Here is an 11,997-nt window from a genome sequence, read left to right as displayed (position 1 = left end):
AATGGGCCTCGCGCGCGGCGCTCACACTTCGCCGCTGTGAATGATTTGCTTGCCGCGCGTTTCGGGCAGCGTCCAGAGCGCAGCCGTCGACAGCAGCGCGAGACAGATGCCGACGACCATCATCGACCAGCCCAGCCCGTAGCGGCTCGCCATGAAGCCGATCAGCATCGGCCCGAACGCCGCGATGCCGCGCCCGACGTTGTAGGTGAAGCCCACGCCCGCGCCGCGAATGCGCGTCGGGAACTGCTCGGAGAGAATCGCGCCGAGCCCGCCCGCCACAGAGGAAATGCTCATGCCGACGAGAAACACCAGCACGTAACCGAGCGCGAGCGACTGCACCGGCGTGTAGAGGAACGCGACAATGCTCGCAATGGCGAACGCGAACGCGCCCGTTTGCGTGGGGCGGCGGCCGAAGCGGTCGTGGAACCAGCCGCTCGAGTTGTAGCCGATGAAGCCGCCCACGATCTGCACGAGCATGAAGGTGGTCGTGCCCGCCACATGCAGCCCGCGCTCGGTGGCGAGATAAAGCGGCAGGAACGAGACGATCGCGTAGTAGTTGCCGTGCGCGCCGACCAGGAACAGCGTGGACGACAGCGTGGTGCGGCGCAGATCGCGGTGAAAGAGCCGTGCGATGCCCTGGAACGGATTGAGCGGTTTGTGCTCGCCCGTTGCCACGCGGTCACGCATGCCGCGCCGGATGATGAAAATGGCGATGGCGGGCAGCAGACCGAGCACGAACAGCCAGCGCCACGCGTCGTGAGCGGGCGCGAACGAGAACACGAAGTAATAGGCGATGGTCGAGGCGGCCCAGCCGATCGAGTACGCGCTCTGCATGAACGCCATCAGGCGGCCGCGGCTTTCCGCCTTCGCGTATTCGGAAAGCAAGGCCACGCCCACGGGCCACTCGGCGCCGAAGCACAGGCCTTCGAGCGTGCGCCAGACCACCAGTTGTGTGGCGTTCTGCGCCGTGGCCGTGAGCGCCGTCGTCACGGAAAAGCCGAGCACGACCCAGACGAGCACGCGCACGCGGCCATAGCGGTCCGCGAGCGCACCGCCGAACATGCCGCCCACGGCCGAGGCCACGAGGCTCGCGGTGGAGATCGTGCCGCCCAGGCCGATGGAAAGCTGCAACGAGGTGAGGATCGCGCCGAGGGCGAGCGCGAACATGGTGTGATCGAAACCGTCGAGGCCCCATCCGAGGGCCGATGCGACGATGACCTTGCGATAACGCGTGGTATGCGCGTGATCGGCCGGCGCCGCCGTTGCCTCCGGCGCATGCGCCGGGGCCGTGTGGTCAAGTGAAAGCGACTGCGACTGCTTCATTGCAAGCTCCTGTCGATGACGGCTATGCATTGCGACATGCTGATCGCGCCGCCTGGATGTCGCGCGCCGCGCACGCTCGCACCCCTGCTCGCTGATCTTTCAACCCCTGCGCCCGACGTCTTTGCCGAACGCCCATGGAGACCCCGATTCCAGAGCGCAGTGGCCAGCCGCATCCCCGATGTCGTGAAATCATCATGAAAAGCCAAAAACACCACGTCAAGAAAAATCTCACATTGTGTGTTTTTGATATGTTATGTTCTACATTATGGAACTTTGAGAAACCCGCCATGACCGAAAGCAACGCAAAACCAGGCGCCCAACTAATCGATCGGGTCGTGCTCATCCTCGACCTGGTGGCCAACAGTCGCGACACCGGCATCACGCTCAAGGACGTCTGCGACCACACGGAGCTCAACAAGGCCACCTGCCACCGCATTCTTTCCACGCTCGTCGGCCACAACCTGCTGACCAAGGTGGACAAGGGGCGGCGCTACCGGCTGGGCACCAAGATGCTCGTGTACGGCGCCAAGGCGGCCAACGGGCCGGGGCTGCGCAGCCAGTTCCTGCCGGCCATGCAACGGCTCATGGAGGCGACGGGCGAAACCGTCGTGCTGATGGCGCGCGACCAGGACGACTCGGTCTGTATCGACCGCCTCGACGGCGAGTGCTTCGTGCAAACGCTCACCGGCGCGATCGGCGGCTATGTGCCGCTAGGCGTGGGCACCGGCAGTCTCGCGATGCTCTCGTTTCTCGACGAGGGCGAGCGCGACGCGATCATCGCGCGCAACCTGCCGCGCATCGGCACCTATGCGAGCCTCACTGAAGCGCGCGTGCGCACGCTCGTCGGCGAAACCGCCGCGCAGGGCTACGCGCTCGATCGCGGCGAGCTGCTCGTGGGCGTCGCAGGCATTTCGGTGCCGATCTTCGCCGTGGAGTCGGGGCCCGTGGCGTCGCTCGGACTGACGTTCCTCTCCGCGCGGCTCACCCCGGAGCTCATCGAAAAGTGCGTGGCACTCCTGAAGGAAGAAGTCGCGCGTGTCGCACCGAATCTGAATCCGCTCGACCGGCGCCTGACCGCGCCGGGGCGCGCGTAGCTGGCTGGCCGTTCACCGGGCCCGGCGCGTGAGCGTGCGGGCCCGGCGGCGTTTGTTCAACATGAAACGGAACTAGAGGTGGTTGGGTATGGGACCAGTGGTAGACACCGTCGTCTCCTCGACGGCGTTTCCGCGTCATGCGGGAGTGGTGGTCGTGGGCGGCGGAATCGTCGGTGTGGCCACGGCGCTTGCGCTCGCAAAGCGCGGCGTGAATGCCGTCGTCGTCGAAAAGGGTATCGTGGCGGGCGAACAGTCGAGCCGCAACTGGGGCTGGTGCCGCCAGACCGGGCGCGATCTGCGCGAGCTGCCGCTGATCGTCGAAAGCATGCGCATGTGGGAAACCATGAACGTCGATACCGGGCGCGAAACCGGTTTCCGTCGGCACGGCATCCTCTACGCCTCGAAAACGAAGGAAAAGCTCGAGCGCCACGAAACGTGGGCCACCGAGGCACGCGCACACGGGATCGAGAGCCGCGTGCTGGGCACGAACGACTTGCGCCGGCATCTGCCCGAACTTCCCGGCTCGTGCGTGGGCGGTCTCTACACCGCCAGCGACGGCCGTGCCGAACCGCAACAAGCCGCCTCGGCGATGGCGCACGCCGCGATGCGCCACGGCGTGAACCTCCAGCAGCAATGCGCGGTGCGCGCGATCGAGACGAGCAACGGCGCCGTGACGCATGTGGTCACCGAACAAGGCCGCATTCGCACCGACGCCGTGGTCGTAGCGGGCGGCGCCTGGTCGCGCCTGCTCATGAAGGGGCTCGACACGCCACTGCCGCAACTCAAGGTGCTTTCCAGCGTACTCCGTACGCGTCCGCTTGCCGTGCCGATCGAGCCGTGCGTGAGTCTCGGCAACGTGGCGTTCCGCCAGCGCCTGGACGGCGGCTGGACCGTGGCGACTTCCGCGACCAACGTCGCCGACGTCACGCCCGACGCCATCCGTTTCTTCCCGCAGTTCCTGCCTGCCTACCTCACCGAACGCTCGGCGCTCAAGGTCCGTTTCGGCCAGCGCTTCCTTGAGGAGGCGCTGCATTGGCGACCTGGAACGGCCGATCGTCCCTCGATCTACGAGGCGATCCGGGTACTCGATCCGCAGCCGCACCGCCCGACCCTCGAACGCATGCTCGCCGACCTCAAGCGCGACATGCCCGCGTTCGGCAAAGCGGAGGTCTCGCAAACGTGGGCCGGGTTGATCGACACCATGCCCGACGCGATTCCCGTGATTTCGAAGGTCGATGCGCTGCGCGGCGTGGTCGTGGCAACGGGCTTCTCGGGACATGGCTTCGGCATTGCGCCCGCTGCGGGGCGCCTCGCCGCCGACCTGGTGTGCGGCGACACGCCCGTGGTCGATGCTGCGCCCTTCCGGCTCTCGCGCTTCACCGACGGCGAAAAGGTGCGCGCGCAGCACTGGCTTTGATCTTTCGGCCTCCTCAACGGCGGGGTTTCCCGCCGAAGACGGCTTCACGCAGCCAGCGCGTGCGCCAACTGGTCGACGCAGGCCACGATCGCATTGCGCGTGTTGAGCAGATGCACGCGCGTCTGCTCGTGCACGGTCGCAGCGGCGCGCGCGCGCCAGGCCGCGAGCAGTTGCGCATGCTCGTCGTTGTTGCTCGCCATGATGTCCGGCTGCACATGCATGGACAACGACACGTATGGCCGCGCGTGCAGCGAAAGCCCGCGCACCACTTCGAACAGCCGTGTGTGCGCCTCGCATTGCATCAGATGCTGATGGAAATCCTCGTTGAGCAAGGCCCATTGTTCGGTGGTTGGCGCGGCGTGGCGCATGGCGGCGTGGCTCGCCTGCGCGGCATCGAGTTGCGCGGGGCTCGCGCGCAAACACGCGCGCGCGGCGAGCATGGGTTCGAGCATCATGCGCAACTCGTAGATCTCGCTCACGTCGTCGGCAGTGAGGCCGCGCACTTCCACGCCCTTGTTCGGGTCGATCGCCACCAGCCCTTCGGCGCGCAGATCGCGAAACGCCTCGCGCACCGGCGTCGTGCTCACGCCGAGCCGCTTCGCCACCTCCTCCTGGCGCATGCGCGTGCCCGCCTTGTGGATGCCCTTCAGAATCTCCGCGCGCAGCGTGCCGAGTACGTACTCCTGAATCGTGCGATACGGCTTGCCCATGTTGCCTCCCTGGTCGCTTGCGGGTCGCTCGCTGGTCGCGTTGACGCTAGGCGATGGCTTCCGCACTCGCGGCGGGTTCCAGCTCGCGCCGCGCGCCGATCACCTGCTCGATCCACGCCGCCACGCGCAGCGTCGCGAGATCCTCGCCAAACGCGCCGATGGTCTGAAAACCCAGCGGCAAACCGATCTCGGTCCACCCTGAAGGCACGGTCACGGCGGGCATGCCGAGCAGGCTCCACGGCGCGCAGAAAGTGGGGTCGCCGGTGTCGTCGAGTCCTTGCGGCGCGACGCCCGTGGCCGGCACGCTCACGAGCGCATCGCACCCCGCGAGCAGTTCCGCCGAGCGCGCGCGCCACTGCGCCTGCAACGCGAGCGCCGCCCGATAGCGCGCCTCGGGCATCGCCGCGCCTTCGTCCACGAGCGCGCGCATGGGCTCGCTCAACTGGTCGCGATGCGCGCGCGCCTCCGGGCCCACCGCATGGCACGCTTCCACGCGCAGGATCACCTGCAACGCATCGACGATCTCTTCGAGATCGGCGTCGAACTCGATTTCGACGATCTCCGCGCCCGCCGCGCGCAACTGCGCGAGCGCGCCGTCGAAATTCACTTTCTGCATGTCCTGCAAGCGCGCGTCGAACGGCATGCGCACGACGCCCAGTCGCGGCGGCGCGGGCAGCGGCGCGAACCACGCGCGCCAGGCGTCGGCGCTGTCGATCGCTTCCACGCGCTGGGCGACGAATAGCGCGTGCGCGAGCGCCGCCACTTCCACGTCGCGCGCGAGGAAACCGATGTGATCGAGCGACGCCGCGAGCGCATGCACGCCCTCGCGCGAGATCGTGCCGTAGCTCGGCTTGTAGCCCACTACGCCGCAGTACGCGGCGGGACGGATCACCGATCCCACCGTCTGTGTGCCGAGCGCGAGCGGCACGATGCCCGCGCCCACGGCCGCCGCCGACCCGCTCGACGAACCGCCCGGCGTATGATCCCGACGCCACGGATTCACGGTCGGCCCCGGATGACGCCAGGCGAATTCAGTCGTCACGGTCTTGCCGAACACCAGCGCGCCGAGTTCGCGCAGTTGCGCGACGATGGGCGCGTCGGCCTGCGGACGATGACCGCACCAGATCGGCGAGCCGTAGCACGTCGGCATGTCGACGGTGTCGATCAGATCCTTCACGGCCACGGGCAGGCCCGCGAGCGGCGCATACGCATTGGGCTCGACATACGCATCCGGACGATACGTGAACGCGTGCAGCGATTCGAGCGCCTCGGCGCGCGCCACGGCCTCGTCGAGCCGCGCGCGGCTCGCGGCCGGATTGCCGCGCTGCGCGATCAGCGCCGTCACGAACGACGGTTTGGCTTCGTTCATCCTGTCCTTCCCTTCGAAGCGCCGGCGCAGCGCGCCGGCGCGATAGCGGGCGGCGCGGCGCCTACTTCTTCGCGGCGGTCGCGGCAAACGAATTGTCGACGGCACTCGCATAGGTCACGCTGCCAGGCTTGATATTGCCGATCGACTCCTGCAAATCGAGCGCGTTGCGAAACGCCTGCCCGGAAATCTCGGGCGTGGGCGCGTAGATGTTCTGGTCGATCAGGCGGCCCACCGCCGCTTCGACGATCTTCGCGTCGAGCGAGGGAAACTCCGTCTTCGCAACCGCCTTGGCGGTCTCCGGCGACTCGTGGATCAGCGCCTCGGCCTCGCCGATCGACTTCACGAACGCCGCCACCATCTGCGGCTTGTCCTTGATGGTCGAGGCCAGGGTGTCGATGGTCGAGAACGCATAGCCGCCCGGATACGCCTTCGGGAAACCGTACACGACCTTGTAGCCCTGCGCGATGCCGGTGTCCGCCTGCGGTTCGTAGACGGCCGCCGCCTGGCTGCGGCCCGCGCTCACGGGCGCGAGTTCAGTGCCGAGTTGCACCGTGTTGAGCGACACCTTCTCGATCTTCTGATCCTTGATCAAGCGTTGCAGCAGATAGGTGCTGGTCGAGGGCGGCAGCGCCGTGGCCACGCTTTTGCTCGCCATGTCGCCGGGCTGATGCACGCCCGCGTCGGGCGGCGCGATCACCCATACCGGCACGCCCGCCACCACGTTCGCGACGGCCATCACGTTCGCGCCCTTGAGGTTCGCGAGCACGGCCGTCATCGGGTCTTGCAGCGAAAAATCAGCATGGCCGCCGATCACCGCCGCCACGCCCGCCGCGCCGCTGCCGGCCGTGACCTTCTTCACGTCGAGTCCGTTCTTCGCGAAGATGCCCTTGTCGATCGCCACGTAGAGCGGCAAATACTGGATCGACTGAAATGCCTGATACACCGTGACCGGCTCCGCCGCCTGCGCGCAGACCTGAACGCTCAACCCCGTCACCGCAGCCGCAATGGCAATCGTGCTTACTCGTTTCATCGTGCTGACTTCCATGAAATGACCCTTGCTTCCGTGAATTGAACGATCCAGCCCAGCAGCGTCGCCATCAGCGTGAGCACGATAATGCCGAGCCACACCGTATTCAGATCGAACAGCGATCCGGCGACGAACACCTCATGCCCGAGCCCCGCCTGCGAAGCGATGTACTCGCCCACCACCGCGCCGATCAGCGCGAAGCCGATGTTCACGCGCAGCGTCGAAAACACCCACGGCAGCGCGCCGGGCAGGATCAGCTTCGTGAAGATCATCGAGGGCTTCGCGTTGAAGGAGCGGAACAGGTTGAGCAGATCCTTGTCGACTTCGCGCGCGGCGGCGCACGAGGAAATCATCGCCACGGCGAAGGTGGAAATGCCCGCGAGCCACACTTTCGACGTCATGTCCGACCCGAACCAGATGACGATCAGCGGCCCGAGCGCGATCTTCGGAATACTGTTCAGGATCACTGACAATCCTTCCGCGACACCGGAAACGCGCGGCACGAACCAGAGCAGCAGGCCAAGGCCGATACCCAGGCCGCTGCCCACCACGAGGCCCACCACGGTTTCGTAAAGCGTGACCAGCGTGTCGGGCACCAGCGTGCCGCCGTTCAACCCTTGCTGCGCGGCCTGCCAGATGCCCACGGGCGAGCCGAGCAGCTTGCCGTTGATCCAGCCTGCCGAGACCGCCACTTGCCACAGCGCGATCAGCGCCACGACGATGAGCGCCAGGGCACCCGTGGTGCCGAGCTTCGCCGCGCGGCGCGGTTTTGCGCGCTGGCGTGCTGGCGCATTCGTTGAGATCGCAATATCGCTCATGCCGTGGCTCCCGCGTGCTGGATGGTATGGCTGCGCAGTCCGTTCCAGACGCGCGAATGGAAGGTGCGGAACTCGGGCGCCTCGCGTGCCGAGACCGCCGTGCGCGGGCCGTGCGTGGTCAGGCGCACGTCGATATCGTCCTCGATGCGCGCCGGGCGGCCGCCCAGCAGGATCACGCGGTCGCTCATCGCAATCGCTTCCTCGATATCGTGCGTGACGAGCACGACGCTCGTGCCGTTCTGCTCGCGCAGCGCCATCACATCGTCCTCCAGCGCGAGGCGCGTTTCGTAGTCGAGCGCGGAAAACGGCTCGTCGAGCAGCACCAGCGTGGGATCGACCAGCAGCGTGCGCGTGAGCGCCACGCGCTGACGCATGCCGCCCGAGAGCGAATGCGGATACGCATCGGCGACCGCGCCCAGACCGTAGCGCGCGAGCATCTGACGCGCGCGCTCGATGTCGGCGGCCTTGACCTTGCGGTATAGCTCGATGCCGAGCACGGCGTTTTGCAGCACCGTGCGCCACGGCATCAGCAGGTCCTTTTGCAACATGTAGGCGATGCGCCCGGCACTGCCGTCGTCGCGCCTGCCCACGCCGATCTGTCCCGACTGCGGCTCGATCAGCCCCGAGACGAGATTGAACAGCGTGCTCTTGCCCGCGCCGCTGCGGCCGACGATCGAGACGATCTCGCCGCTGCGTACGCTGAAGTCGAGCCGCTCGAAAATCGGCACGTCGATACCGTCGGCAGTCCGAAACGCATGACTGAGCTGATGGACCATCAGGCGGTCCGTACCCGACGCGTGCGTCGAAGCGATTTCCCCCGCGTGCGGAGTTGCAATGGCTGAGACACTCATGAACATCCTCATCGGTACGTGGCGTACGTTTGTGCTGTGCACAACACATAGTGCACAATCAAAAAACCACGGCGCAAGTGAAAAAATAATTCCCGCGCAATCGGGGATTCACCTGCTCGATGATGGTGCGCGAATGCGTATTCGCAGGCGAGAAAAGCACCAGATACGCGTGCGGTGCCGCGTGATCGTGCGCTTTTTTTGATGAGAGTGTGAGATGCGCTTCGCCACGGCGCTTTGGAAGCAAGACCAGCGAATTGACGACTCAGGCGCCTCCCGCGCGAACGCAGGCGGCGCCTGATTGCCATTCATGCAATGCGTGCCTTGCGCACGCGTGGACGATCAGCGGAAGCCGCCCGCCGCCAGCAGATGCTCGCCGGTCAGCCAGCGCGCTTCGTCGGACGCGAGGAACACCGCGACATCGGCGATATCTTCCGGCTGGCCGGCGCGGCCGAGCGGCGTCTTCGCAATGAAATCCGAAGCCATGTCCGAGCCGGTGATGCCCGCGCTATGCGTGCCTTCCGTTTCCACGTATCCGGGGTTGATCGAATTCACGCGGATCTTGCGCGGGGCAAGCTCCAGCGCCAATACGTTCGTGATAGCGTCGAGCGCGCCCTTCGTGCCGGTGTAAATCGCGCTCGCGGGCGGCGTGATACGCGTGACGCCCGAACTGATATTGATGACGCTCGCGCCTGCGCCAAGGTGCTTCACGGCCGCTTGCGTGACGAGCAGCGGGCCGAGCACGTTGGTGTCGAACTGCCGATGGAATTCCTCGGTGGTAATGTCCTCGACCGCCGAAAACGCGTACACGCCCGAATTGTTCACGACGATATCGAGGCGGCCAAACGAGTCGATGGCCGTTTGCACGAGTTTCGCGGCGTCGGCGGGCTGCGAGACGTCACCGCCCACGGCCGTCGCCTTGCCGCCCGCTTCCTGGATCTGCTCGACAACCGCCAGCGCGCCCGCCTTACTGCTTGCATACGTCACCACGACCGCCGCGCCCTCTTTCGCGAGCGCACGGGCGATCGCCGCGCCAATTCCCTTCGATGCGCCCGTAACGAGCGCGACTTTGCCTTCGAGCCTGGCCATGACAAACCTCCAATATGGGTTGAACCGTCCGCTTGCCGCGTCGGTGCTCAACGACAATGTAGAGGGTACGCGGGGCGCGAAAAAGAGCCTGCCGCCGAATGGAGTGGCCACATTTGCCGAACAATGCGCGCGCCATGCCGAAGGCGCGCGTGAGCGCGTGAGCGCCTGGCAGTGCGCGAACGCACTGGGACTGCGGAACCCGAGCATCATCGCCACGTCCGCCAACGGCCGCGGGGCGGACGAAAACCTCGACTACCTGGAGGTCGTTCATGGACTCATACGTTACCCGCCCATCTCGTCTCGCTTCGCGACGCGATCAATGCAATGGATCGAGAAAAGGCGTGTCCGGGTCGCTGGTGTAAAAAACAACGACACGGAGCGAATCGTTGGTGCTGCGGTTATAGCCGGTCATCTTCACGTTCGGCGGCTCCACCATTGCCTGACCTTGAGTAACGGTGACGGGTGCTCTGCCTTCCATCTCCAACGTGAACGCCCCCTCAAGCACATACACCGTCACCGGAAACCGGTGAGTATGAAAAACGGTTTTATCGCCGGGTTTGAAACTCGCTGTCAAAACGCGAATCTCCTGCTTTTCGCCTCGCGGCATACCCTCTACCATTTGCTGAAGAAGCATTTGAGGCTTGACGGCTCCCGACTCTTGCGCCGCACAAGGTAGGCAAAAAGTCGAACTCAAAGCGACAGTTGCGAAAGCCAAACAGGTAGTCTTTTTCAATTTTTCTGCTCCATTCGACATTCGACATTCGACCGCTCCTCTGGGGAAGCGGGGGAATTCAAGGTGCTCAATGCGAGCATAAGTGTTGAGTAAAAATCTGTGCGTTCGGCCACGTTCCATTGGAAGAGTCCGCAACATGTTCTCTCGCCCTTTGCACGTGGGCTCAAGAAGAAGCTGGTCGGCGAATGCCAAACACTGCGGATAGCGCAGACTTGCCCACCCCACTATTCAAGTGGCGGGTGCAGTGGGCTTTACAGACATTCGAGTCTCAACGAGCCAACGACCGTGAGGGGTCGAGACCTGGCGGCGGTTTGCCAATCACCTAAACCGCTCTATTTGCCGGTTGATCAAAATACGGCTCCAATACGCTTTCCATCCACTTCATGAAAGCCCGGACCCGTTGCGACAAATTACGTCGATGGGCAACGACAAGCCACGCGGCAAGTGGCTCAGGTCGCAGATCGGGCAGAACCTCCACCAACGCGCCCCGTTCGATGTGATGCGCAAGCGCCGAATATCCCGCCTGGATCAATCCAATGCCAGCAAGTCCGGCCGCATGATAGGTCTGCACGTTGTTGACTTGCATCGCGCCGGGCAAAGCAAGCGTTGCATAGCCGTCGCCGTCTGGATATTCCCACCCGGCAAGCCTCCCGCCAAGTGTGCGCGTGTAGTGAATCATCTGGTGCCCCAGACCGCGCAGTTCGTCGAGCGTGCGGGGCGTGCCATGCCGCGCAAGATAGCTCGGGCTCGCCGCATTAATCATGCGCAGCTTGCCAAGCGGGCGGGCAATCAACGTCTCGTCGACAATCGGGCCCAGACGAACCACGCAATCGAAACCCTCCTGGACGAGATCGACACGCCGATCGGTGCTGGACAGCTCCAGTTCCAGCTCTGGATGCGCCGCCAGCCATTGCGGCAGCGCGGGAACCACGACGGTTTGCGCTAACTCCGTCGGCATATCTACGCGCAATTTCCCGCGTAACGACGCACCGTTATTCGCGAACATCGATTGCAACTCCTGCACTTCAGCCAGCAGGTCGCGTGCGCGTGAATAAAAGGCGCGGCCATCTTCTGTGAGCTGAACATTCCGCGTGGTCCGATGGAGGAGAGAAACGCCCACATCCTGCTCAAGCTCGCGGATCACCAAAGAGACACGTCCCTTCTGAAGACCCAAGCTTTCAGCCGCACGCGTGAAACTCGTCATTTCAGCAACACGGGCAAAGATCAAAAGTGCGTCGAGGTTTTGCATTGTTCACTCGGTGAGTAACAGAACGTTCTCTCTGGCCTGATTTATAGCTCAATGGTAACTCAGTAGACTCGGCTTCCATGTCCTTGTCTCGAAGGGAACGGCCATGAAATACAAGCAACCCGGTAACGCCGGGCTGTATGTGTCCGAACTGTGCCTCGGCACGATGACGCCGGGCGGCAATGCTGGCGCCGGCATGTGGACGGCGATTGGCGCACCGGGTCAGGAGGAGGCGAACCGCCTCCCGCATACCGGCACTACGACAGGGGCGATCGCAAGCAACCGCCCCTTATTCAATTTCAGACCAACATTGAAGGAAAGCT

The 11,997-nt window shown here is 64.8% G+C and carries 12 protein-coding genes and 1 pseudogene; 4 read left to right on the top strand and 9 right to left on the bottom strand.

Annotated features, from left to right (window positions below):
- Nucleotides 1–21: 21 nt before the first annotated feature.
- Complete coding sequence (locus tag C7402_RS25410) at nt 22–1,323, bottom strand: MFS transporter (protein ID WP_165841997.1); 1,302 nt, start codon at nt 1,321–1,323, stop codon at nt 22–24.
- Between the two features lie 287 nt (nt 1,324–1,610).
- On the opposite strand from C7402_RS25410, the gene C7402_RS25405 reads away from it, so the two are divergent.
- Together C7402_RS25405 and C7402_RS25400 are read left to right on the top strand one after the other, a co-directional pair.
- Nucleotides 1,611–2,417, top strand: coding sequence for an IclR family transcriptional regulator (locus tag C7402_RS25405; protein WP_112176847.1), 807 nt, complete (start codon nt 1,611–1,613; stop codon nt 2,415–2,417).
- An 88-nt stretch (nt 2,418–2,505) separates the two neighbouring features.
- Nucleotides 2,506–3,834 (top strand): NAD(P)/FAD-dependent oxidoreductase, encoded by a 1,329-nt coding sequence (locus C7402_RS25400; RefSeq protein WP_116612617.1) that lies wholly within the window; start codon nt 2,506–2,508, stop codon nt 3,832–3,834.
- Between the two features lie 44 nt (nt 3,835–3,878).
- Here the strand turns inward: C7402_RS25400 and C7402_RS25395 are convergent, their stop codons facing one another.
- From C7402_RS25395 to C7402_RS25375, 5 genes are all read right to left on the bottom strand, one after another.
- Complete coding sequence (locus tag C7402_RS25395) at nt 3,879–4,544, bottom strand: GntR family transcriptional regulator (protein ID WP_116612616.1); 666 nt, start codon at nt 4,542–4,544, stop codon at nt 3,879–3,881.
- Nucleotides 4,545–4,590: 46 nt separating this feature from the next.
- Nucleotides 4,591–5,913 carry an amidase gene (locus C7402_RS25390; RefSeq protein WP_116612615.1) on the bottom strand — a complete coding sequence of 441 codons (1,323 nt, stop codon included), beginning with the start codon at nt 5,911–5,913 and terminating at the stop codon, nt 4,591–4,593.
- A 61-nt stretch (nt 5,914–5,974) separates the two neighbouring features.
- Entirely contained in the window at nt 5,975–6,943 is a 969-nt protein-coding gene (locus tag C7402_RS25385) for an ABC transporter substrate-binding protein (RefSeq protein WP_112176851.1), read from the bottom strand.
- Nucleotides 6,940–7,758 (bottom strand): ABC transporter permease, encoded by an 819-nt coding sequence (locus C7402_RS25380; protein ID WP_116612614.1) that lies wholly within the window; start codon nt 7,756–7,758, stop codon nt 6,940–6,942. Before C7402_RS25380 ends, C7402_RS25385 begins: the two co-directional genes overlap by 4 nt.
- A complete protein-coding gene (locus C7402_RS25375) occupies nt 7,755–8,609 on the bottom strand; it encodes an ABC transporter ATP-binding protein (RefSeq protein ID WP_244314939.1) in 855 nt (284 codons plus the stop codon). Before C7402_RS25375 ends, C7402_RS25380 begins: the two co-directional genes overlap by 4 nt.
- Here C7402_RS25375 and C7402_RS46385 point away from each other — a divergent pair.
- Nucleotides 8,608–8,811 carry a hypothetical protein gene (locus C7402_RS46385; protein WP_133254552.1) on the top strand — a complete coding sequence of 68 codons (204 nt, stop codon included), beginning with the start codon at nt 8,608–8,610 and terminating at the stop codon, nt 8,809–8,811. The two genes, C7402_RS25375 and C7402_RS46385, sit on opposite strands and share 2 nt — an antisense overlap.
- Before the next feature lie 137 nt (nt 8,812–8,948).
- Here C7402_RS46385 and C7402_RS25365 read toward each other — a convergent pair whose 3' ends face one another.
- The 3 genes from C7402_RS25365 to C7402_RS25355 form a co-directional block, all read right to left on the bottom strand.
- Nucleotides 8,949–9,695, bottom strand: a complete 747-nt coding sequence (locus C7402_RS25365; protein WP_116612612.1) for an SDR family NAD(P)-dependent oxidoreductase — start codon at nt 9,693–9,695, stop codon at nt 8,949–8,951.
- 316 nt (nt 9,696–10,011) lie between these two features.
- Nucleotides 10,012–10,428 (bottom strand): cupin domain-containing protein, encoded by a 417-nt coding sequence (locus tag C7402_RS25360; RefSeq protein WP_165841996.1) that lies wholly within the window; start codon nt 10,426–10,428, stop codon nt 10,012–10,014.
- Nucleotides 10,429–10,750: 322 nt separating this feature from the next.
- Nucleotides 10,751–11,677, bottom strand: a complete 927-nt coding sequence (locus tag C7402_RS25355; protein ID WP_112176863.1) for a LysR family transcriptional regulator — start codon at nt 11,675–11,677, stop codon at nt 10,751–10,753.
- A 103-nt stretch (nt 11,678–11,780) separates the two neighbouring features.
- On the opposite strand from C7402_RS25355, the pseudogene C7402_RS25350 reads away from it, so the two are divergent.
- Nucleotides 11,781–11,918: pseudogene (locus tag C7402_RS25350) on the top strand (aldo/keto reductase); the annotation flags it as partial.
- Nucleotides 11,919–11,997 lie beyond the last annotated feature (79 nt).

It is taken from the genome of Paraburkholderia unamae, assembly GCF_003096875.1.
Lineage (GTDB): Bacteria > Pseudomonadota > Gammaproteobacteria > Burkholderiales > Burkholderiaceae > Paraburkholderia > Paraburkholderia unamae.
This window is presented reverse-complemented; position numbering and strand designations above follow the sequence as displayed.

Coding starts and splice junctions, on each gene's coding strand:
- C7402_RS25380 (WP_116612614.1), bottom strand. CDS start 7,758: ATGAGCGATATTGCGATCTCAACGAATGCGCCAGCACGCCAGCGCGCA.
- C7402_RS25355 (WP_112176863.1), bottom strand. CDS start 11,677: ATGCAAAACCTCGACGCACTTTTGATCTTTGCCCGTGTTGCTGAAATG.
- C7402_RS25375 (WP_244314939.1), bottom strand. CDS start 8,609: ATGAGTGTCTCAGCCATTGCAACTCCGCACGCGGGGGAAATCGCTTCG.
- C7402_RS25390 (WP_116612615.1), bottom strand. CDS start 5,913: ATGAACGAAGCCAAACCGTCGTTCGTGACGGCGCTGATCGCGCAGCGC.
- C7402_RS25385 (WP_112176851.1), bottom strand. CDS start 6,943: ATGAAACGAGTAAGCACGATTGCCATTGCGGCTGCGGTGACGGGGTTG.
- C7402_RS25395 (WP_116612616.1), bottom strand. CDS start 4,544: ATGGGCAAGCCGTATCGCACGATTCAGGAGTACGTACTCGGCACGCTG.
- C7402_RS25400 (WP_116612617.1), top strand. CDS start 2,506: ATGGGACCAGTGGTAGACACCGTCGTCTCCTCGACGGCGTTTCCGCGT.
- C7402_RS25410 (WP_165841997.1), bottom strand. CDS start 1,323: ATGAAGCAGTCGCAGTCGCTTTCACTTGACCACACGGCCCCGGCGCAT.
- C7402_RS25365 (WP_116612612.1), bottom strand. CDS start 9,695: ATGGCCAGGCTCGAAGGCAAAGTCGCGCTCGTTACGGGCGCATCGAAG.
- C7402_RS46385 (WP_133254552.1), top strand. CDS start 8,608: ATGAACATCCTCATCGGTACGTGGCGTACGTTTGTGCTGTGCACAACA.
- C7402_RS25405 (WP_112176847.1), top strand. CDS start 1,611: ATGACCGAAAGCAACGCAAAACCAGGCGCCCAACTAATCGATCGGGTC.